General features: G+C 45.0%; 19 protein-coding genes. 10 read left to right on the forward strand and 9 right to left on the reverse strand.

Annotation, left to right across the window (positions count from 1 at the left end):
* The first annotated feature begins 24 nt into the window (after window positions 1–24).
* A complete protein-coding gene (locus tag AC1EK4_RS06245; protein WP_036897792.1) occupies window positions 25–708 on the forward strand; it encodes a response regulator transcription factor in 684 nt (227 codons plus the stop codon).
* Window positions 709–711: 3 nt separating this feature from the next.
* On the forward strand, window positions 712–2,148 hold the full coding sequence (locus AC1EK4_RS06250) for a sensor histidine kinase (protein ID WP_052052861.1): 1,437 nt from the start codon (window positions 712–714) through the stop codon (window positions 2,146–2,148).
* A gap of 35 nt (window positions 2,149–2,183) precedes the next feature.
* Here the strand turns inward: AC1EK4_RS06250 and AC1EK4_RS06255 are convergent, their stop codons facing one another.
* Window positions 2,184–3,305 (reverse strand): type II toxin-antitoxin system HipA family toxin, encoded by a 1,122-nt coding sequence (locus tag AC1EK4_RS06255; protein WP_480357437.1) that lies wholly within the window; start codon window positions 3,303–3,305, stop codon window positions 2,184–2,186.
* Window positions 3,292–3,606, reverse strand: a complete 315-nt coding sequence (locus tag AC1EK4_RS06260) for a helix-turn-helix domain-containing protein (protein ID WP_036897740.1) — start codon at window positions 3,604–3,606, stop codon at window positions 3,292–3,294. The genes AC1EK4_RS06255 and AC1EK4_RS06260 overlap by 14 nt, the downstream gene beginning before the upstream one ends.
* Before the next feature lie 214 nt (window positions 3,607–3,820).
* Between AC1EK4_RS06260 and AC1EK4_RS06265 the strand changes: the two genes are divergently transcribed.
* From AC1EK4_RS06265 to AC1EK4_RS06275, 3 genes are all read left to right on the forward strand, one after another.
* Window positions 3,821–5,065, forward strand: a complete 1,245-nt coding sequence (locus tag AC1EK4_RS06265; protein WP_480357439.1) for a peptidase U32 family protein — start codon at window positions 3,821–3,823, stop codon at window positions 5,063–5,065.
* Window positions 5,066–5,135: 70 nt separating this feature from the next.
* Entirely contained in the window at window positions 5,136–5,564 is a 429-nt protein-coding gene (locus AC1EK4_RS06270) for a SufE family protein (protein ID WP_062435230.1), read from the forward strand.
* A gap of 1 nt (window position 5,565) precedes the next feature.
* Window positions 5,566–6,108 carry an RNA methyltransferase gene (locus AC1EK4_RS06275; protein ID WP_480357440.1) on the forward strand — a complete coding sequence of 181 codons (543 nt, stop codon included), beginning with the start codon at window positions 5,566–5,568 and terminating at the stop codon, window positions 6,106–6,108.
* A 72-nt stretch (window positions 6,109–6,180) separates the two neighbouring features.
* Here AC1EK4_RS06275 and AC1EK4_RS06280 read toward each other — a convergent pair whose 3' ends face one another.
* From AC1EK4_RS06280 to AC1EK4_RS06290, 3 genes are all read right to left on the reverse strand, one after another.
* Window positions 6,181–8,121 carry an LTA synthase family protein gene (locus AC1EK4_RS06280; RefSeq protein ID WP_036897729.1) on the reverse strand — a complete coding sequence of 647 codons (1,941 nt, stop codon included), beginning with the start codon at window positions 8,119–8,121 and terminating at the stop codon, window positions 6,181–6,183.
* A gap of 376 nt (window positions 8,122–8,497) precedes the next feature.
* On the reverse strand, window positions 8,498–8,941 hold the full coding sequence (locus AC1EK4_RS06285; protein WP_480357441.1) for an outer membrane beta-barrel protein: 444 nt from the start codon (window positions 8,939–8,941) through the stop codon (window positions 8,498–8,500).
* Window positions 8,938–9,222, reverse strand: coding sequence for a hypothetical protein (locus AC1EK4_RS06290; protein WP_480357443.1), 285 nt, complete (start codon window positions 9,220–9,222; stop codon window positions 8,938–8,940). Before AC1EK4_RS06290 ends, AC1EK4_RS06285 begins: the two co-directional genes overlap by 4 nt.
* A gap of 189 nt (window positions 9,223–9,411) precedes the next feature.
* On the opposite strand from AC1EK4_RS06290, the gene AC1EK4_RS06295 reads away from it, so the two are divergent.
* Window positions 9,412–10,059 (forward strand): DUF4294 domain-containing protein, encoded by a 648-nt coding sequence (locus tag AC1EK4_RS06295; RefSeq protein ID WP_036897723.1) that lies wholly within the window; start codon window positions 9,412–9,414, stop codon window positions 10,057–10,059.
* 135 nt (window positions 10,060–10,194) lie between these two features.
* On the forward strand, window positions 10,195–11,679 hold the full coding sequence (gene cysS, locus AC1EK4_RS06300) for a cysteine--tRNA ligase (RefSeq protein ID WP_036897721.1): 1,485 nt from the start codon (window positions 10,195–10,197) through the stop codon (window positions 11,677–11,679).
* A 95-nt stretch (window positions 11,680–11,774) separates the two neighbouring features.
* Here cysS and AC1EK4_RS06305 read toward each other — a convergent pair whose 3' ends face one another.
* From AC1EK4_RS06305 to AC1EK4_RS06320, 4 genes are read right to left on the reverse strand one after another with little or no spacing between them, the layout of a single operon-like run.
* Window positions 11,775–14,267: a zinc-dependent metalloprotease gene (locus AC1EK4_RS06305; protein WP_036897718.1), complete on the reverse strand. Its 2,493-nt coding sequence runs from the start codon at window positions 14,265–14,267 to the stop codon at window positions 11,775–11,777.
* A gap of 10 nt (window positions 14,268–14,277) precedes the next feature.
* Window positions 14,278–15,198: a hypothetical protein gene (locus AC1EK4_RS06310; protein WP_480357444.1), complete on the reverse strand. Its 921-nt coding sequence runs from the start codon at window positions 15,196–15,198 to the stop codon at window positions 14,278–14,280.
* A 14-nt stretch (window positions 15,199–15,212) separates the two neighbouring features.
* Window positions 15,213–16,643, reverse strand: coding sequence for a RagB/SusD family nutrient uptake outer membrane protein (locus AC1EK4_RS06315; protein ID WP_480357446.1), 1,431 nt, complete (start codon window positions 16,641–16,643; stop codon window positions 15,213–15,215).
* A gap of 15 nt (window positions 16,644–16,658) precedes the next feature.
* Window positions 16,659–19,931 carry a SusC/RagA family TonB-linked outer membrane protein gene (locus AC1EK4_RS06320; RefSeq protein WP_480357447.1) on the reverse strand — a complete coding sequence of 1,091 codons (3,273 nt, stop codon included), beginning with the start codon at window positions 19,929–19,931 and terminating at the stop codon, window positions 16,659–16,661.
* Window positions 19,932–20,287: 356 nt separating this feature from the next.
* Between AC1EK4_RS06320 and metK the strand changes: the two genes are divergently transcribed.
* From metK to AC1EK4_RS06335, 3 genes are read left to right on the forward strand one after another with little or no spacing between them, the layout of a single operon-like run.
* Window positions 20,288–21,562: a methionine adenosyltransferase gene (metK, locus tag AC1EK4_RS06325; RefSeq protein WP_480357449.1), complete on the forward strand. Its 1,275-nt coding sequence runs from the start codon at window positions 20,288–20,290 to the stop codon at window positions 21,560–21,562.
* Window positions 21,563–21,574: 12 nt separating this feature from the next.
* A complete protein-coding gene (locus AC1EK4_RS06330) occupies window positions 21,575–22,597 on the forward strand; it encodes a DUF4271 domain-containing protein (protein ID WP_036897705.1) in 1,023 nt (340 codons plus the stop codon).
* Between the two features lie 11 nt (window positions 22,598–22,608).
* On the forward strand, window positions 22,609–23,352 hold the full coding sequence (locus AC1EK4_RS06335) for a uroporphyrinogen-III synthase (protein WP_036897702.1): 744 nt from the start codon (window positions 22,609–22,611) through the stop codon (window positions 23,350–23,352).
* Window positions 23,353–23,361 lie beyond the last annotated feature (9 nt).

Consider the following 23,361-nt stretch of genomic DNA (forward strand, 5'->3'; position numbering starts at 1 on the left):
TATATACAATATAATATGGATACGATGAAGCAGAGAATTCTTGTGGTCGACGACGAGCGCGACCTATGTAAAATCCTTCAATTCAACCTTGAGAATGAGGGATTCAACGTAGATGTAGCCTATTCGGCCGAAGAAGTGCTGGCCAAAGAGTCGCTTGCAGACTACGACCTCATGATGCTAGACGTAATGATGGGAGAGATTTCGGGCTTCTCACTGGCTAAACGACTCAAACAAAACAGTGATACGAGGCGCATACCCATAATCTTCGTCACTGCCAAAGACACGGAGAACGATGCCGTAACCGGACTTACCATCGGTGCCGACGACTACATCACGAAACCTTTTTCGGTACGCGAGATGATTCTTCGAGTCAAAGCCGTACTACGACGAACAGCCGTTACCGCGACTCCCACCGACGAATTGATCAGCTATCACACCCTTCGCATCAATCTATCTGCCAAAAAAGTGGAGTTGGACGGTATGGAAATACCTTTCACTAAGACCGAGTTAGGCGTGCTCAGCCTACTTCTCAAGCACCGTGGACGGGTGTTCAGCCGACAAGAACTCATCACAAAGATATGGCCGAGTGACGTATTGGTGCTCGACAGAACGGTGGATGTGAACATCACACGTATTCGTAAAAAGATTGGAATCTATGCCAAACACATCGTCACTCGGCAGGGATTCGGTTATTGTTTTGAAGATTAAAAGATGCAACCATCCATAGACAAACCAACAGGAACAACCATCGGGCAGCGCATGTTTGTACTTGTGCTCACAGTCTTTGTGCTCGTTGTGGCGCTCTTATTATCCATGAACCATGTGGGAGAGAACCGGCATAAAGCCGAACTCATCAACCTACGACTGCAAGACTACAACGACCGCATGTACGAAGTACTGGAGTTGACGGGGAAAAATAATGAGGCAGCCATTGCCAAATACGTCAATACGCACCGCATCAATGGCATGCGCGTAACATTGATACGCCCATCGGGACGCATAGTCTTCGACAACGAGGTGAAAGACTATGCCCATATTCCCAACCATAAGAATCGTCGAGAGGTGGCCACAGCATTACGCCAAGGAAGCGGTTTCGACATCAATCGCAACAGCCAGACGCTGGGTCACAAGTATTTCTATTCGGCTACATATTATCCAAGCGACTCTCTTGTCATTCGTTCGGCACTGCCTTACGACAACAACATGCTTGATGGACTGGACGATAACATGCTCTATCTATGGCTATCGCTCTGTGCACTCATCGTCATCACGCTTGTACTCTATCGCTTTATCCACCGATTGAGCCGCAATGTGACGAAGTTACGCCTCTTCGCAAGCCGTGCCGACCGCAACGAAAGTCTTGATAGTGAAGACTTGGTACAATTCTCCAACGACGAATTAGGGGAAATATCAGAGTACATCATCAAGCTTTATAAACGGCTACAGCGTAGTAAAGAGGAGCAAGCCAACATGAGAAAGGAACTCACACAGAACATTGCGCACGAACTTAAAACACCTGCTGCCACCATCCAAGGGTACTTGGAGACCATCATAGCCAACCCCGATATGGATGCAAAAATAAAACAACAGTTCATCGAACGAAGCTATGCGCAGAGTCAACGGTTAGGTAGTTTGCTCGTAGATATATCTACGCTCAACAAGATGGACAATGTAGACAACAGGCCACAACAGCCAGTTGACTTCGACATTGCGACAATAGTACGCGGCATTGTAGACGAGACAGCACTCGAAAGACAGGAAAAGAACATGCTGTTCCACAACCAACTACCGCAACAACTGCCTTTCCGTGGCGACCAATCACTTGTCTACAGCATCTTCCGAAACCTCACCGACAACGCCATTGCGTACGCCGGAGAGGGTAAATGCATCACGCTTCATGTGGAAGTAACTCCGGATGAGTATGCGTTTACATTCAAAGACGACGGTGTAGGCATCCCTCCGCAACATCTATCTCGCATCTTTGAACGATTCTACAGGGTGGATAAAGGTCGCAGCAGAAAGCTCGGCGGCACCGGATTGGGACTCGCCATCGTCAAAAATGCAGTGATGATACATGGTGGAACCATCACCGTAGAGAACCTAGAAGAGGGAGGCGTGGCGTTTAAGTTCACCCTTTCGCGAGGTTGAGAAGCTAGAACTGCTTTCAACAACAATAGTCCGAATTACGGAAAAGGAAACTCATAATCCTTATTCTTAATTCGTTTTACCAATTCTCTGCCAATGGGTCTAACCTCATCAATAATTGATTCACACACTTTTTGAGGTATTTGAATTCTCATTCCTGCATTGATTAAATCTTCATCGGTAGGACTATCGGTATAACCAACCGTTGTTGCATGCGTCCCCAAAGAACTATCATGAGTCATATCGTAAGCAGGTGATAGCTTCCATTTGCCATCTATATATAGGAAAGAGAAGTTTCGTACATGGTCATCGAAGTTTTCTGAATAGTAATTGAATACCATCCTTCTGAATTGTTGTTCCACTTCTACATGATCCTGCGTAATATATCCCGTTAAAGCAAGGAGTGTATTGTAATCCATTTTAGGCAGATTGATACCCTCGTTCAGAAGCCCACTGGCCGTAACCATATGGATTCTATCTCCATTGGGGGCTATATCGAAACGTTCTTCACCAAAGTAGCGACCATTGAATAACCTAAATTGTGGGACAATGATTCCTGCTTTCTGCGCAGCTTTGTTATACATGTATTCTATAAGTCCCGCATCAAGAGGGTCATATGTTTGGCGAAACTTCACGATCCAACTTATTCCGTCTGCATTTAACAACACTTTGGGGCGAACACCACCGGAGTTTCCACTAGCCATATATAATCTTCCGGCATTCTTATCGCTCTTTTCAGAAAGCGCCTCTAGCGCCTCATGCTGTATCTTGTCAAGGTCTATGCTGTCTTCCGGTATTGATATTTTATTGTCAGGAACATAGCACAATGCTCCCATACCGGACGAACCGACGATACTTAGTTTCTGTAATGGATCTAGTTCCATGTAGTTGACACCATGCTTTCTTAGCTCTTTGGTCAACATATACTCTCCATAGCCACCGGGTATGCTATCCTCAAACACGCCAAAGTTACCACCAAACGGTGTAAGTTCGGCTTCAAACAACTCTGGTATAAGCGGAAGTTTCAAGGGAGAGATGGAAAATCCGGTGTCAAGCCATTCTCTATCATATTGGAACAAACATGTCCCATTCGTCCCCATAGTCATTCTTCCCACAAGAATATGATGGTACATGACTTTCAAAGATTCAACCTTTCTCATCGGTTCCTCTCTTTCTACTTTTATTTTTGTTGATCTTTACCATCTCATCAAGGCTATTATACTTGGGCTTAGACATGACTTCCATCAGTTCCTGAGCATACCCTAAGGCACGACCTATCTTTACAAAACTGCCCAAAGAGATCTCACCGGTATGTTCAAAACGCTGTATGGTAGACAAAGGTACACCACTAAGGTCGGACAAAGCCTTTTGTGACATATTCTTTTCCAGCCTACGTAGCCTGCAACACTCTGATAGTCTTCGCTGAATATCGTCACTTGAAATCGGTTCAAAGATATACATATATTACAATTTATATATTAGTTACTATACCTAATATTCTTATTTTATAACTTATATATTAGTTATTACAAATATACACAAAAGACTTATAAGAGTCAAATATTTCTTCTTATTTCTAGATACAATCTCTATATGTGATTTTACAAGCCCCTCTTACAGTCAACTATCTGCAAATTAATGCTCATTTATCATTGATTTACAGTACCTTTGCAGCATGGATAAGAATATATCAGATTATGAAATAATGGCTCCGGTGGGCTCGCGAGAATCGCTCGCAGCAGCTATTCAGGCCGGTACAGACTCCGTTTACTTCGGCATCGGACAGCTGAACATGCGCTCACATTCGGCCAATCACTTCACCATAGACGACTTACGAGAGATTGCAGCAACGTGTAATGAGCACGGTATCAAAACCTATCTCACGGTAAACACAGTCATCTACGACGAGGATATAGCCACAATGCACGAGATAATAGACGCTGCCAAAGAGGCCGGAATATCGGCTGTTATCGCTTCAGACGTAGCAGTAATGGCCTATTGTAATGAAATTGGCGAGGAAGTTCACCTGTCTACTCAACTCAATATATCGAATACGGAGGCTTTAAAGTTCTATGCTCGGTTTGCAGACGTATCGGTATTGGCTCGCGAACTGAAAATGGAACAGGTGAAATACATCCACGAACAAATAGTCGAACAGAATATTTACGGTCCGCTAGGCAAGCCCGTTCGTATCGAAATGTTCTGTCATGGTGCACTATGTATGGCTGTTTCGGGCAAATGTTACATGAGTCTTCACGATGCAAATCGCTCAGCCAACCGCGGCCAATGCGTACAAATATGCCGCCGTTCGTATACTGTAACCGACAACGAAACGGGAAAACAGCTAGAGATAGACAATAAATACATCATGAGTCCAAAGGACTTGAAAACCGTACGCTTCGTAGATAAGATGATGGATGCGGGTGTTCGGGTGTTCAAAATCGAAGGACGTGCGCGTGGCCCCGAATATGTGTACACCGTAGTAAAATGCTATAAAGAGGCCATACAGAGCGTTCTTGATGGCACTTTCACCGAAGAGAAGAAGGACGAATGGGACAAACGACTCGCAACCGTGTTCAACCGCGGCTTCTGGGATGGCTATTATAAAGGCCAGACAATGGGTGAATGGACCAAGAATTACGGTAACAAGGCCACACAGAAGAAAATACTTGTAGGCAAAGTAACCAAGCACTTCGCAAAGATAGGGGTAGCCGAGATTGCCGTGGAAGCCACTACATTCAACGTAGGAGACAAGTTACTCATCACCGGACCGACTACCGGAGCCATGTATCTTGATGCTACAGAGATACGTTATGACCTGAAACCCGTAGAGAAAGCAGAACAGGGATGGCGTATTTCCATCCCCGTACCCGACAAAGTGCGCCCCAATGACAAGCTGTTTAAGCTGGTAGAAGGGTGACTCTATATGCTCTAAAACATCATAAAAGAGCCATATAAAATATACAGAATAAGGATATTAGCAAACAAATATGACTATCAACGAATTGCAAGACGAAGTCATTGCGGAGTTTGAAGACTTCACCGACTGGATGGATCGATACCAAATGCTCATCGACCTAGGCAATGATTTGGAAGTATTAGACAATCAATATAAAACAGAAAGCAACCTTATCAATGGTTGTCAAAGCCGTGTGTGGGTGCAATGCGACTATACAGACGGGCTCATCAAGCTCACAGCAGACAGCGATGCGCTCATCGTCAAAGGCATCATAGCCCTGTTGATTCGCGTATTAAGCAGTCATACACCAACCGAGATACTCGATGCCGACCTGTATTTCATCGACCGTATCGGGCTGCGTGAGCATCTCTCGCCCACCCGTAGCAATGGTTTGCTCTCAATGATTAAGCAGATTCGCATGTACGCATTGGCTTATAAAACTAAGGAGGAACAGCAGTAAAATGCGCAAGCTCAAGACGATAGAGATGCAACGACTCACGGTCGACGAGTTCAAAGAGGCCGAAAAGCTGCCTCTGATAGTGGTTCTCGATGACGTACGATCGCTGTATAATGTAGGAAGTGTGTTTCGTTCATGCGACGCTTTCCGTGTAGAGGCAGTCTATCTGTGCGGTATCACGGCCACACCTCCCAATGCCGAGATTCACAAAACGGCTCTTGGCGGTGAAGACAGTGTGGATTGGAAATACTTCCCTAGCGCGATTGAGGCCGTCGAAGCCCTCCACTGCGATGGCTATTATATATATGGTATCGAGCAAGTTGAGGGTTCTGTAAAATTACAAGACCTATCGTTAGACCGTCAAGGCAAATATGCCGTAGTCTTCGGAAACGAGGTTAAGGGCGTCGCTCAGGCTGTTATCGACCGTTGCGACAGCTGTCTGGAGATTCCACAGTTTGGTACCAAGCATTCGCTCAACGTGAGTGTGACTACCGGTATCGTCGTTTGGGAGTTTGCCTGCCACCTCATCTTGGATTCCAATAAATAGACATCAACTTACAAGAAAGCCTATCAAGCTCCACCCATATCCCCCTTTGCCCACTGCATTGGGGGATTTTTGTTATCTTCGACCATCACCTCGGCGGTAGATATATTCCGCCGTTTGAATCATAGCCTTGGCATATTCTTCGAGCGATTCATAGGCTTTGGTCTTTGCCACAGCCTTTTGCTGACTGTCATAACAAAAACTTTTCTGAATCTTCGGGGCATAGACATAACGTCGCGAAGCATCTCTCCCCACGATTTGGTTATCGGCAGAATAGAACACATGGTCTCTTTTCGTCTTTAAAAGATTGACACCAAAGCCATCATAAGCATAACTCATGTTCAGCATACCAAGCAAAGTAGGCATTACATCAACTTGCATACCTAGCCCATCATATACTTGCGGCTTTACGTCCGCACCGAAAATCATCAGTGGAATATGGTTGTAGCTTTCTGGCAATTCACTATTATCCATGCCAACCATCTTACCGTGATCGGCCAAAACGACGAATATTGTGTTCTTATACCATGCCTCCCGGCTCGCTTTACGCAAGAAATCGCCAACAGCCCAGTCGGCATACTCCACTATTTGCGACTCCGGTTCGCTGGTATGCGGCTTGAAGAACGATGGAATAATATAAGGAGGATGGTTGCTAATAGTGAGAAGCGTCGCCATAAAGGGTTTGCCCGTAGCCGCCTGACGGTTGATAACGGGCAGCGCATACTGGAACAAATAGTGGTCGGACACGCCGAAACTGTTCACCACCTCGCTCTTCGGATAGTTCTCTTGCGAATAAATTTCATCATATCCGTTGGTAGAGAAGAAGGCTTTCATGTTGTCGTACTGCGCCTCATGAGTCATAAAAAACATATTATGGTAACCCTCTCGCTTCAGTACCGTGGGAATTCCGTCGCGCCGGGGAGTCACCGTACCCTTCATCAGGTTCCTAAACATCAGCGCAGGAAAGGAATATAGCGTTGCCGTCATACCGTGGTTCGTGTGGATTCCGGCACTATAGAAGCGGTTGAATGTCAACGAATGATGATAGAGCGAGTCTAGCGTGGGTGTGAGATGTTGGCCGTTACCGAACGATTCAAGTAGTGGTGCCGACATCGACTCCATCAGAATAATAACCACATTGTATTTCTTGACAACACCATCAGCCTTGACATACCGACGCAAAACGTGCGTACTATCCACCTTACCATCGATTCCCAAACTGTTACGAGCTATCGTAATGGCCTTATTATAAGGCATCAAATGCAACTCTCGGTTCTCACTTCTCATGTCGTCCAGTGCACTTGTAAGCAAATTAAACGCCGGATTGATGCCCAACTGATTGAGGAAAGCATCGTTACAGTAATAAGCCTGACTGATTTTAATAGGGTTATACCCTATCCGGCCACGTATGCCAAAAACACAAAGTCCACCGACCAACAGCAGCACAACGGTACGTAAACTGCATGAGACGATGCCTATACGCGAAACAGGAAGAGTTTGTAACCGTTGATACCAATACTTCTCCAGCTTCAACCCTGCCCACCAAAACAGACCAGCAACGACAAAGAATAACGCAATATGGACGAGATAACTCTTCTCTTCGACCAACATACCGGCCGTAGTGCCCGTATAAGAGAACCATTCAAAAATAGACGAGTTGATATTCTTAGAGAAATACTGGAAATAAGGAGTATTGGCAGCTGACACAGCCAATGCCAATGTCATCAACACACCGTACCAAATGGTGACCGACCGATACGTCCATCGACGACGAAAACCCACAATGGCACTGCCCAACAAGAAGACAATAGGCAACAAAGAGATATAACAAAGGATGACATTGTCGAACCATAGGCCGCGAACAAAGGCTATCATCGGGTTGGCTTCGCCCGTACAGAGATGGCGTAAGAACAAAAACTCGATGAGTCTGAAAGCACTTAGACACAGCAATCCCAACACATGTATCGTAACAAGATATAAGAGCGAAATACTAGTTTGTCGATTTTTACTGAACATGATAGATTCTTTTGATTGACAAGTCTTACCGACTTACAATCTACGAAGGTACACATTATCAACGAAAAAACGACTGTCAGAATCCTAAAAAGCTCCTATCAATCTTGAAAACTCACTATTCTTCACTCCTAATAAGTCTACTTGTTTACCCATCTATCAGTCTATTAACCGACTGCAAGGTCTTTTCAGCATCGCTGCATCAACGTGGCAACAAAATTGCTGAGCCCAGACAGCAATGCTGCCAATAGCTTGCAGCAACCTCACCCCACCCCTCTCCCAAGGAGAGGAAGGAGTATATGGAAAGGAAAGGTGATGAATTAGTGTAGTCACCCTTCCTTTCCGGAAACAAGAAATAGGTAAGAATAAAAGCTTACCGTTAGAAGTTGACACCGAAGGTAAGATTGAATGTACCGGTATGCGTATCTTCGAAGTCGTCTTTACCGACGTTAGCTAACCCGACATCGTAGCTCGCTTCTAAATAAAGCATTTGGAATCCAAGTCCGCATCCTACCTTGATACCACCATCGAAACGATTGAAGTTGTCGTTGTAATCCTCACTGAAGCTAGGATAAGCGGCACGGTTGTCGTAGTCTTTAATCTTGCCTCCCACACCACAAGCTAGATATCCACCCACAAACGGTTCGATAGAGAAGTCGCGGTCTACGTGGTATTTGTACTTCAAGAGCAAAGGAAGTTCAACGTAATTCAGCCCATAGGTGAACTTTTGACCATTATATGTACTCTTTCCTCCTTTTTCTGTATAATATAAACCCGTCTCGAAAAAGAGTGGAGCGCGGTTGGTAAGCTGCGTTCCTATCACATACCGACATTCAGTCCGGTCTTAGACTCATTGGTATCCAGTATCTTTGAATCGGAATTAACGTTGGCAATGCCCAGCCCCAAACGCATACCATAATACATATTGTTGTTGTACGAGTTGTAGTTGGGGCGTGTCCTGTAGTTCTGCCTGTTCCTGTTGGCATAATAAGCAGCACGCTTACGTGGCGGAATGGGGCGTCCGTCAGGGTAATACTGTGCCTTGACCGGCATGGTGCACAATAACAAGAGGGCCGATAATGATAAAAGAATGTAATGTTTCATAAGTCTCTAATTGATTGGTTTCTAAGGCAAATGTACGTAATCATGGGCAAAGTGAACAGGGAGAAAAGCCTATTTGGCAGAGGATTTTCCCTAAAATGCAACTGTAGGACCGGGCTGTATGGCGCGTAAAAGGAAATTTAGCCTGCTAAATTTCACCGATTCCGAAAATATAACTACTTTTGCTTTGCGATGAAACTACGTATCAACATACTGTGCATATTCATCTGTTTGTGCCACATTTCGGCGTTGGCACAGAACGATGGAGCAGTTCGTGTCAATCCCGAAGATCGAGTGGTGGATATGGACAATCCCACTTTCGTGCCGATGGTGAAAGTGGGTAAGGTGATGAAAGATGGTGATTCCATCCAGTATGTAGAGTTGAACAATATCTATGTGTACCCTGTGCCGGTATTTACAAATGCACGTCAACGCGTAGCTTACAACCGCTTGGTGGCCAATGTGAAAAAGGTTTTGCCCATAGCCAAGGAAGTGAACCGTATCATTATCGAAACAGGCGACTATCTGGAAACACTCCCTAACAAGCGTGCCCGCGACGCGCACATGAAGATAGTAGAGAAAAGTTTGAAGGAAGAGTACGGGCCACGCATGAAGAAACTCTCGTATACACAGGGTAAACTCTTGATAAAACTAGTCTATCGCGAATGCAACAGCTCGTCGTACAACCTTATCCAAGCCTTTCTCGGTCCTATTCGTGCCGGATTTTGGCAAGCTTTTGCGTGGGCTTTCGGTGCTAGTCTGATGAAGCAATACGATGGCGATGGCGTGGACAGAGTGACCGAACGAATCGTCAGACAGGTTGAGGCGGGACAATTGTGAAAAACGTTTGTGTTTTATTTTCCTATTTCTAGCGTTTGCATTACCTTTGTAGAAGCTAAGCGACACTCGGCAATTTAAAAGTGAACTTTCATTGCGCTCATTTGCATTACCTTTGTAAAAGCTAAATATTACAATATGGAACAGAAGTTTTTTATCTATAATACTCTTTCTCGGAGGAAAGAGATTTTCAAGCCATTGCATGCTCCTAACGTGGGAATGTATGTGTGTGGACCGACCGTTTATGGCGACCCACATTTGGGACATGCTCGTCCTGCCATCACGTTCGACCTGCTTTTCCGCTATCTGAAGCACCTCGGCTATAAGGTACGCTACGTGCGTAACATCACCGATGTGGGACACTTGGAACACGATGCCGACGAAGGCGATGACAAGATTGAGAAGAAAGCACGTCTGGAACAGCTCGAACCAATGGAGATAGCGCAGCATTATACCAATCGTTATCACCAAGCGATGGATGCACTCAACGTGCTTCCGCCCAGTATCGAGCCGCATGCCACCGGGCATATCATCGAACAGGAAGAACTGGTAAAAGAGATTTTGAACAATGGATATGCTTATGAAAGCAATGGTTCTATCTATTTCGATATAGAGAAATACAACAAAGACCATAAATACGGTATTCTTTCAGGGCGCAACCTCGATGATGTCATCAACAACAGTCGCGAACTTGACGGCGTGGGAGAGAAGCGTAATCAGGTGGACTTTGCTTTGTGGAAGAAAGCACAACCCGAACATATCATGCGTTGGCCGAGTCCGTGGGGCGACGGTTTCCCCGGTTGGCACTGCGAATGTACGGCTATGGGACGTAAATATCTAGGCGAACACTTCGATATTCACGGTGGTGGAATGGACTTGGTATTCCCACATCACGAGTGCGAGATTGCTCAAGCGGTGGCTAGTCAGGGCGACCAAATGGTACATTACTGGATGCACAACAACATGATAACCATCAATGGACAGAAGATGGGTAAGAGTCTAGGTAACTTCATTACGCTCGAACAGTTCTTCACGGGCAATCATGAGAGTCTGGAGAAGGCTTTCTCGCCCATGACTATACGCTTCTTCATCCTCTCAGCCCACTATCGTGGCACGGTAGACTTCTCTAACGAAGCGCTCATTGCCAGTGAGAAAGGACTCAATAAGTTGATGAATGGTATCGCAGATTTGAGTCGTGTACAGGCCGGAAACGAGAGTGATGCATCAACAAAAGCCTTTGTTGCAGGATTTCGCCAACAGTGCTACGATGCCATGAACGACGATTTACAGACACCAGTGGTTATCAGTCATCTGTTCGAAGCATGTCATTTGATTAACATTCTGCTCGACCATAAAGCGCAAATCAGCGGTAAAGACCTTACGGAATTGGCCGACACGATGAATCTCTTTGCCTTTGAACTGCTAGGATTGAAGAATGAGCACGCTTCTAACAACGATGTACGAGAGGCTGCTTTCGGCAAGGTGGTAGACATGGTATTGGAACTTCGCAAGAAAGCTAAGGACAATAAAGACTGGTCAACAAGCGACCAAATACGCGATGCACTTGCTGCTGCCGGCTTTGAAATAAAAGATACCAAGGACGGAGTGACTTGGAAGTTGTAAGAAGAATGTATCCCTCCGAATGGGGATGAGATTCAATCAGAATATAAAAAAAGCCCGGCTCCATGAAGAGTCGGGCTTTTTACATTCATAAAATCTTATTTTAATGCTGCATTGACATCGCTATAAAGGGCGTCGTAATGGGCACGAAGCATCTTGCTAGAGGCTGAAACACGCAAACGCCCCAGCAGTTTCTTGAGGTCGAGCGCAAGCCCTTGGGTTACCGGAGTGCGAATCATGCGGAAGTCTTCCAATGGATCGAACTCGAAGAATGACTTAGAACCGCGGTCGAGATTGTCGTGTATACCGCATACATGGGGCTGAGAAGCAAAGAAAGCAGAACCTGATAGCGACTTCTTTTCTTGCTTGGCAGAGAGTGCACGCAGCAAACTATTGACATAAACGATTTGCAACTGACGCTCGTAGAGATTAGGTACAGCATTGCGTAAGCTCTTAGCCCACACGAAACGATACACTTCGTCCATCATTTCTTGATAGGTATAGGCCTTGGTTGGCTCCATCTGCTCAAACAGCGAGAGCGCTGTGGCCACCGGACCGGCAAACAAACTCTTCAAGAAACGGGCTTGCATGTTGCTGACCGACTGTATGCGACCGGTCTTTTCAACAATACTCTTGTCGTTATACCAGTTAGGTAGGTCGGCTATGTTGCGCAAAACAAATTGCAATGCACGCTTCTGTGTGTTGCGATCGGTAAAACGGAAGTTGGGCTTACCATCTCCTGCGACAGGCTCATCCATATAGATACTGCCCACATACATCACTGCATGATAGATCTCGCGTTGTAGTTGTTCGGCCACTTCGTTGTGTGCTTCCTGCAAACGCTTGTAATCTTTGCCATCCTCTACACACCATTCTGCAAGATGTTTCACGATATACTTGAGATTCTTAATGCCATATTCACCAGCCTTGACAGCGTCATCGCCCAAGTCTTCTGACTGACAACTGGGGTCTACAGAGTTGAAGAAATACTGTTGACCATAGAGATACATCGGATTGTTTTCCTTCTCTCTAATCCATTTATTCAGTGTTGGCAATTCGTCTTCAGGCGTCACTGCACCGGGAATAGGCTTATATCCCCATGCAATGGCATATGAATCGTATACTCCTAATGGCGGAGGCAGCAGGTTGACTCCCTTATCTCCGGGCTGCGCCACATAATTATAGCGGGCATAATCCATGATAGACGGGGTGGTACCATACTTCTGTGTGAATGTAGCAGAGCGCAAAGAGTCGACCGGAATGGTGGCAGAAGCTCGGAAATTGTGCAAGAGTCCAAGGGTGTGACCCACTTCATGAGTAGCCACATACCGTAGAGAACTACCTGTCAACTCGTCGTCGAGAACACGCTTTCTCACCTTAGGATCGACCGCAGCAGTTTGTACAAAGCGCCAGTTATGCAGCAGTTTTACACTATTGAAGTAAAAGAGTACGTCTCCTTGAATAATCTCTCCGGAACGTGGATCGGATGCGCATGGCCCCACAGAGTTCTCAACATTGGTCGTAATCATACGATAACAATTGTATCGAATATCATCGGGATCGAAGTTAGGATCGTCTTTTGGATAGTCACGTACTTGCATCACGTTCTTGTATCCAATCTTTTCGAAAGCCTTATTCCATTCCAATACACCTTCTTTAATATAGGGTGCCCACTTGCGAGGGATGGCTGTATCGATGTAAAACACGATGGGGTTCTTGACTTCGGTGAGCTTTCCTTGAGCAAAAGCAGCACTATCTACAGGTTCCAAGTTCCAACGTTTGATATACGAAACAGGCACAACACCATCGTTACGGTCGCTGAAATACTCCTTTTTCTCATCGAAATAACCGATTCGAGGGTCTGCCAAACGTGGGCGCATAGGCTTCTCTGGTAAGAGAATAATGTTGCGCGTCATGGTCACAGTGAACGGTTCGTTGCGCGAAGTGTAGCCCATTTGCGACTTCACCTGCAAATTCTTGGGGAACGATTTAGCCCCAATAATCACGCAAAGGTCGCTAATCGGACTGCCCATCTGTGTGGCTTGAGGAACTCCGGTCTTAAAAGGATTGAGTTCTTCTATGCTTGAAGTAAAGAGCGATTCCATATCTACTAGAAGAGTAGAATCATTGGTTTCCTTGATTTTATACGACTTCCAGATGGGCGCAATGAAGTTCCTATCAAACGAAGCTTGCAAAGATGAGTTGGGATCGCAGATGTTTTTAGACGACTTCTTATGGATATAGAGTCTTTTGCCTTGGGTAGAAAGCGTAATGAGGACAGGCGAATGAGGCATCTCTCCGGCCACCGTGCTAGAGTTATTGCTTGTCGTCGATACACGCGAAGTGAGCAACAAGTCTTTCCCCAACAACGATTTGGGAATGGCAAATAGATATTCACCCTCTTTCTCATAGGCGGTAATGAGTCCGGGATGCGCTTTATAGCCGGCTACAGCCTTGCTATAACCGCTGACAGAAGTCATCTCTTGCTTCTCGGAAGCGTCTTTCTTATTAGTTTTCTTCTTACTGTTTGCAGGAGCCACGCATAACATTGCACACAATGCTATGCCTGCTCCTCTCCATAAAATATTCATTTTATTCTATTTAGGGTAATTTTTCAATGTCGTAACCATCGCATTTCAAGAATGCCTCTTTCAAGATGTCATACTTCTCTTTCATCTTGGAATACTTGGCAATGAGTGCATCTCGCTCTGCCTTGGGCGTACTGAAGATGAATGCTACCCACTGTCTGCGATCGGTATCTTCATCAGGAAGCTCTATCCACCACGACGACCACTCTTTATCATAGAATGTTGTACGATGGTTATAGCTGATAAATCCCAATGTATGATAGTCCAAGTCATCGGGCTGTGTCTCTTCTGTAACCTTACCAAAGGCTTTTGATTCACCTGCTTCTTTCTTAAAATATTCTCGGTTTACATCCGAGAATGCCTCCGGAATAGAGAATGCAGATTTCACTTCCCACAAGTAATCCATCCAATAGCGAGAGTTAATATCACCCTCGATGTCGCGCTTTTGAGCCTCTGTATAGCTGCCCATTTCTTTGCGAACACCTCCTAATGCGAGGAAACGATTGGCAACATAGGAGTGATAATAAGGTCTGCCGGTCTCTTGACCAAGGAAGAATATGCTGTCGGCCAGCAAGATCGAGAATGGCATATACTTCTTCTTGAATTCCTCGGAATAGTGATTCAAGAACATATCATCAAGCATCTTGATACCCTTCTTGATGAGTTCGGGGCTTTGTTCAGGAGCCGTGATGAGCAGATTATTCTTCTTTTGGAAGTTATATTTGTAGTCGCGAGTAATAGGATTGGTAATCAGATACGTCTTATAATCGCGATACATCTCGAACTTACGGTGTTGAATAGGATCAGAAGTGTTATCTTCTACATTGTAGATAGGCTCTTCTATTTCGGCCGTCACATTGTCGTCGTTAGAACAAGAGACCGTTCCCAGAGTCAAAGCGACGCAAAGAGCCGATAAGATATATTTTGTATTCATACGTTACTATTGTTTTAGATGTTATTGAGTTCGCGTTCGGCACGTGGTACAGGCAATGTGTAGCGTGCGTCACCTTGCTTTAATACGTACTCTGTTTTTTGTCCTGAGACGGTGCTAGAAGAGTATGTATGTTTCAATTCAGGGCATCCCCAACGGCGAAGGTCGAACCAACGCAAGCCCTCGAAGCACAATTCTTTCCGACGTTCAGTACGAACTGCCTCTACTACCTTGTCTTTTTCGGTTATGGTTTCGGCCGTATATCCTTCAATACGCTTAGCTCGTACGGCATTCACATCATCCATAGCTTTGGCTCCTTGTCCCAATTCGGCATAAGCTTCAGCACGATTCAAGTAAACTTCAGAGAGATGGAAGTTGCCCGGATTAATATTCTTTGAACCAAGATTATAGTATTTGAACGGCTTTACATCTTTGGATGTAGGGCTACTAAAGAAACTCATACGACGCTTATCCTTCTTATCATACATGTTAAGAAGTTCCATGTTAACCTTGAAGGTCCCACGAGTACCATTAGTGGCAGAAATATAATTGGCTAATTTATAAGCTGCCTGAGAACCGTATGAAAAGAAAATCTCTTTATTAGAACCATCGTAGAATCGTTTAGTCCTGTCCGTAAGTGTGCTTAGGTCGTGCAATTCTATCTCATTCTTTCCTATCAAGTCACTTGTCACATTAACCACTTCTTGAAATTCTTTACCATATAATAATACACGAGAGAGCAGCAATTGGACAGCACTAAGGTTGGGGCGGAAGATTGTTTTAGACATACCCGACGACTTAAATAGCTTGACGGCTTCAGTCAAGTCACTTTTCATGAGGACATAAACCTCCTGTAGAGTGGCACGTTGCAGTTTCTTATTCTCTACACTGATAGCAGTATTGATTGGCACACCAGCAGTCTTACTTGCTTGTTCAGCACTTTCATACGGCTTAGCATAGGTGTTTGCTAACATATAATACGACCACGCACGGATAAAACGAGCCTCAGCTTCCAAATCATCTTTTTCGTTTTGCGTGCCTGACATCTCATTCAAGCGATCCAACACGATATTCGTAATCAAGATACGATGGTAACATACACTCCACATATTATCATCTCTGATTGTATTATTGAAGTCTATCTCAGGATCTTCTTGCCATGTATAGTAGCCCCAAGTCTGCTCACGCGTATCCTGTGTGTCCTTGCGACGTACATTAACTTTCTCACCTATGTCGTCGGTCATCATATCCAAATACTCCCCAAGCATCACGCCATTGCTCTTACCTTGGTTCAATGCCTCACCGGCAATAAACTCACGGTAGTCACCAACAGTCTTAGGGATATATAAATCTTGTGATTTTTCATCGAGCAACTTATCACAAGAGGTCAACATCAGTGCTCCATAAACGAGGAGAGCCGTGCTATATATGATATGTTTGATATTCATTGTATGTACTTTTTATTAGAATGTAAGACTCAACTGGCAAGAATATCCCGTACGTGGAGGGATGGTTCCTGAAGTCAATGATAACTGTTCGGGGTCACGACCTTTCAACTTGCTATCCTTGATAACGAACAGGTTGCTGGTCTCGAATGTAATGTTTCCACTCCTCACATGGATGCGCGAGAGGATATTAGTAGGAATCTCATAGCGTAAGCTAATAGAACGACAGCGCAAGAAACTACCCGAAGCCACACGAATGTCGCTCTTGTTGTACATATCCCAACGGTTATCCGCTATAGAATACTTACGCTCGTAAGGAGCAAAACGCATTGGATTATCAGACAAAACAGGTATATTCGTCTTGGCTTCATCACCCGCCTGCTGCCAGCGATCTACGAATTCTTTCGACATATTCTGCTGCGGGAAGGGTAAACCCTGACCATTAGAAGCATACAAATCGTTGAGACGAATCTTATTACCGAATCCAAATGAGAACAAAGCATTCAGTGTAAAGCTCTTATAACGGATGGAAGAAGAGAATCCACCGGTCAAGTCGGCCTCACGTTTACCCGAATATACGAAAGCAGCATCGTATGCTTCCTGTAGACTATTGATGGTTCGTTTACCATCTGTATCAACTTCCGACTCACCATAGAAGGTGGGTAAGCCTGTTTTTGGATCCAATCCTTTGAAGCGATATGAGAACAAACTGTTTACGGCATAGCCATTCTTAACCAACGTTCCATTGATATAATCTTGCCAAGTTGGTTCTACGTCGCCCTCATTCGTAATCTTATTATAGTTCTTACCCGTATTGAACGACAAACTCCATGTGACATTTTTGGTGCGAACAGGAATCACATTCAAAGCTAATTCCCATCCTTTGTTCTCTATATCGCCCTCGTTCATGGCCACAGCACTGGCTCCATTAGAGGGAGCAATATTGCGCAACACAATTTGGTCGTAACCTTTCTTGCGGTATATATCCAACGTACCAGATACGCGATAGTCGAAGAATGAGAAATCGAGACCAAGGTTATAAGAAACCGTCTTCTCCCAATGTAGATGGTCGTTAGGCAACTGTTTCAGTGTAGACACATATTCACCGAGGGTACCATTGTAGTTTTCTTGTCTTACAATCAAGTAGGGAGTCTGACTCGGATGCACGTTTCCTTGAACACCATACGAAGCACGTACGGCAAATTCATTCAACAAATTCTGATTCTTTAAGAACTTTTCGTTGTGCATATTCCAACGAGCCGAAGCCGACCACACTGGCAAGAAGCGTACGCTCTTGTCCTGTCCGAAACGATTGGAGCCATCGGCACGTATATTGAAATTGGCGATATAACGATTGTCGTAGGTATAAGTAGCCACACCATACATAGACACCACATTATTCGTGTTGTCAATAATAGTCATCGGATTGTTTTGCAAAGCCTTAGCATATCCTTTATATGTAGTTACATCTATATCAGCAAAAGTCTTTCCACGGAATGGCATGTAACCCAAATAACGTCCAGAATGACTATTATTTTTCACCGAAATGATTTCGTTACCAACCAAAGCATAGAGTTGATGAACTTTATTAAAAGTCTTATTAAAAGCGGCTTCGTTACGGAATGTGTAGCGAGTAGAGGATGTATTGGTATACTTCAACTCTCCTCCTAATGGGATAATCGCATCATCATAATAGGTTTCATTGCCCCTAATGATAGTTCCAAATGGCACTAAACGGAATCTTGAGATATAGAAGCTATGTTCGTCAGCCCAATTCTCTTGGTCGCTTGAGTTGTGACTAATACCTGCCAAAGAACTCAACTTCAACCATTCCCAAGGACGATATACCAATTGTGCAGTCAGCGAGGTGGTATGCTTCTTGATGTTCTGTCCCGTAGTCTCCAACTCATTGAAGATATTAAAGGGCAATGAGGCATAGTTTGTCTTCTCTTGGTTATAGTACAGATAGTCGCCATTGGCATTGTATGCCGGTATGGCTCTTGATGTACGGTAGGCGTAGTCGAGCAGTGAGACACTGTTATGTGGATAGTCTGAATTGCTGGAACTTGCATTGAAATTCACCGTAGCATCCAAATTATGAGTCAACTGGATGTTGAACTTGGCCAATCCTGTGAGACGATTCATCTTTTCATAACTATTCGTACCTTGCTGATTCAGATAACTCAACGACACATAGTAGTCCATCTTCTTACCCGAACCCGACACAGAAATAGAGTGCTGCTGCGAAAATGCGTTGCGGAAAAGCATGTCCATCCAATCGGTATTCAACTCTTTCAGCGCCTTCACATTGTTACGGAAGGTATCATAGTCAATTTCCTTGTTCCAAAGCTTCTGCAATTCGCCTTCGTAACCAATGTTGGTTGGACGGAAAGTAGAGAACTCCAAGCCACGTGCCACCATTTCTTCCGACATCTCCACGCGCTCTTTCGAATTCATCAGATTGAGGATACTGTAGCTCGGAGCCAGCGTCAGTCCGAAGTTGGTCTTATATGATATGGTAGGACGTTCGCCTCTACCGCGCTTCGTAGTCACCACGATGACACCGTTAGCAGCTTTCACACCATAGATAGCCGTAGCACTTACGTCTTTCAAAATGTCAATACGCTCAATGTCATCAGGGTTCAATCCCGAAATAGCATTACCGATGAAGTTTACATTATCAATATTGTTCAACTCTTCGGTCGTCACGTTGACAGGCTCATCAAGCACGATACCGTCAACCACCCATACCGGTTCACGGTTACCGGTAATAGACGATGAACCACGAATACGAATCTTAGGTGCTACACCTACGGTTGCCGAACTGTTCATAACCGATACTCCGGCCACGCGTCCTTGCAACATTTGGTCGATAGAGTTGGTCGATGGAGTTGCCAATTCTTTCATATTCATGCTGGTGATGGCACTCGACAACTTGCGCTTGTCTATCTGTTGATAACCGGTTACCACCACATTCTCCAAAGAATATGCTGATTCCTTCAATGTCACCTTGAAATTCTTCTCCCCACTCCACTTCGTTATCAAATCTTCCATACCTACATATGTGAAGCGAAGTTGGGTAGGTTTCTTACTTACTTGCAGCGAGAATTCACCATCGACATTGGTCAATGCCTTCTTGGTTCCATTCACTACACTCACCGTAACGCCCGGTAACGGCTCGTTGCTTGTATCAACTACCGTACCTTTAATGACGAATACGTCGGCCGCATGCACCTGAATCAACATCAAGCACATGAGTAACATACTAAATAAAAGTCTCCTTTTTACCATATTATATATACAATCTTAGAAATATGTCCACGGAGTGATAGATAAACACCATGTCATCAATCACTGATGGCTCCTTGATTACTTTATTCAATTTTGCAAAAATAAACATTATTCCTAGCATTTACAAGATATTTTAAACTTTTCGATGCATATATATACGATTCTGTCTCTTTTTGACAGATTTAACAATTATAGAGCGATAAAACTTGCTATGAATTAACAACAAGAGACCTCCCTCCCCATCAACGATTCTTTTAAATTCTTTGTCCGTGTCAACGAATTGTCGTAACTTTGCACATTCAAAGTTATGTAACGCATACTTCAGGTGTATGCATATTTAGAAAGGAAGTTATAACATGTCTTATTTATTCTCTTCAGAATCAGTTTCAGAGGGACATCCTGACAAGGTGTCCGACCAAATATCCGATGCTCTGCTCGACCAATTCTTGGCTTACGACCCTCAAGCACGCTGTGCCATCGAGTCGTTCTGCACCACTGGTCAGGTAGTTATCATGGGCGAGGTACGTTCAGAGGCTTATGTCGATCTGCCAACCATCACACGCCGAACCATCGAGAAGATTGGTTATAGCAAAGCCGAATACCAGTTCGACTACAATTCTTGCGGTATTCTCTCGGCCATCCACGAACAGAGCGACGACATCAACCGTGGTGTCGACCGCCAAAACGAGGAAGAACAGGGTGCCGGCGACCAAGGTATGATGTTCGGATATGCTGTCAACGAGACCGAAAACTACATGCCTGTATCGCTCGACTTGGCTCACTTGCTGATGATTGAGCTTGCCGAGATTCGCAAGGAAGGCAAGCTGATGACCTATCTGCGCCCCGACTCAAAGAGCCAAGTGACCATCGAGTACAGCGACGACAACATCCCACAGCGCATAGACACGATTGTGGTGAGCACACAACACGACGATTTTATCAAGAAAGCCGACGGAACAGACGACGATGAAGCCATGTTGGCCAAGATACGAGAGGATGTAAAGAACATCCTTATACCCCGTGTAAAGGCTCGTTGTGGCGAGAAAGTACTGGCATTATTCAATGACAACATCAAGTATTTCGTCAATCCTACGGGTAAATTCGTTATCGGTGGTCCCCACGGAGACACCGGCTTGACCGGCCGAAAGATTATCGTTGACACTTACGGAGGCAAGGGTGCACACGGCGGTGGAGCTTTCTCTGGCAAGGATTCCAGCAAGGTGGACCGCTCGGCAGCCTATGCCGTACGCCACATCGCGAAGAACATGGTGGCAGCAGGCGTTGCCGATGAGATGTTGGTACAGGTAAGTTACGCCATCGGTGTGGCTAAGCCGGTGAACATCTACGTCAACACCTACGGTCGCAGTCATGTAAACATGAGCGACGGAGAGATTGCCAAGAAGATAGAGGAATTGTTCGACCTGCGTCCGAAAGCCATTGAACGCAATCTCAAACTGCGCCAACCCATGTATTTGGAGACCGCTGCTTACGGCCACATGGGTCGCAAGAATGAGGTGGTAAAGAAGACTTTCAGCAGTCGTTATCACGAAACACGCACCATCGACGTGGAACTTTTCACATGGGAGAAACTCGACCGCGTGGCCGACATCAAACGCGTGTTCAATCTCTAAGTCTATCTCGTCATGTGGCAACAGGCAGATTCTACCGCATTAGTGGAACAAGAAGCGCAGTCGGTACCCACCACTGCGCGACAGCACAAACAACTCACACCGGCTCAGGTGTTGAGTTGGTTGCCAAAAAACGCCACACCCGAACAGCAAGACTCTGCCATTCAAGCCCATATCAAACCCTCTGAGATTCATTGGAGCAATGAACCCGACACCTTACATCTACCGGGGCATCCTGTTGGACGAAGTTTTCGCGATGTAAGTCTGCCAAAATATTACAAGGAGTCGTTCTTTTCAAAAGACTCATTGTTCCATCCCGAACTGCAAGGAGGGCGCCCCGGAGTAGCTGGCGACCCCGTTCCTTACACCATAGCCGGCGACAATCTCATTACCAGCATCCTTCTTGGATGTTTTATCTTGACGATGTTAGCGTTCTCACAATCGCGCCGTTTCATCTTCAGACAAACCAGAAATTTCTTCTATGTGCAGCATAGCGACCGGCCGACAGCTCTCACCGAGACCGGTGGAGAGATGCGATTCCAAATCTTTCTCATCCTCCAGACCTGCTTGCTCATATCCTTACTCTACTTCTTCTATTCCAAAGCGCAACTCAACGACACGTTCGTCATTGAGCAATACCAAGTCATAGGCATTTACACAGGTTCTATAGCGGGATACTTTCTGCTCAAAGTCATCCTCTATTCATTTATCAATTGGGTGTTCTTCGACCGCCGACGAAACATACAATGGATACATTCCTACCTCTTCATCGGAGCCATGGAAGGAGTCTTATTATTCCCTGCCATCATGCTCTTGGCATTCTTCAACTTGTCGGTATCTACAATTTCAATTTATATAATAGTCGTGTTGGCTTTATTGAAATTGTTACTATTCTATAAGTCCTACATTATCTTTTTTAGAGAAAGAGCCGTTTTTGTGCATTTTTTTTTGTACTTTTGTGCCCTTGAAATCCTACCACTGCTTGCCATCTGGGGAGCATTGGTGACAATGAATGGATATTTGAAAATTAATTTTTAGGACACAGAACGATGAAGAAGATATTAATCTCTCAGCCCAAGCCTTCCAGCGAGAAGTCTCCTTATTATGATATTGCGAAAGAATATGGCGTAGAACTCGTGTTCCGTCCATTTGTCAGGGTCGAGGGAATATCCAGCCGTGAGTTCCGTCAACAAAAGATTAGCATCTTAGATTATACTGCTGTGGTGTTCACATCACGTCATGCCATAGACAATTATTTCCAATTGGCCAAAGAACTCCGTGTTACCATCCCCGAAGAAATGAAGTATTTCTGCGTCACAGAGACCATTGCACTCTACATACAGAAGTACACCCAGTATCGCAAACGCAAGATATTCTTCGGCTCTACGGGCAAAATTGACGACCTCATCCCTACGATGGTGAAGCATAAAAACGAGAAATACCTCGTTCCGATGAGCGATGTACACACCGACACGATACAGAAATTGCTCGATGCAAAGAATCTCAAGCATACTGAATGTGTAATGTATCGCACCGTAAGCGACGACTTGACCGAAGAAGAAGTAAAGAACTTCGACTACAGTATGGTCATCTTTGTGAGTCCTACCGGCGTGAAATCACTCGCTACTAGCATGCCCGACTTCAAAAATCGTGGTATCCATGTAGGTGCGTTCGGTCCTGCTACCGCTGCAGCAGTGAAGGAAGAGGGCTACAATCTTGACTTCATGGCTCCGTCAAAAGAGTATCCTTCCATGACTAGTGCACTTCAGGCATTCCTGAAAAAGAATAAATAAACCGGATTA

The organism is Prevotella sp. C0026C3 (genome assembly GCF_056590795.1).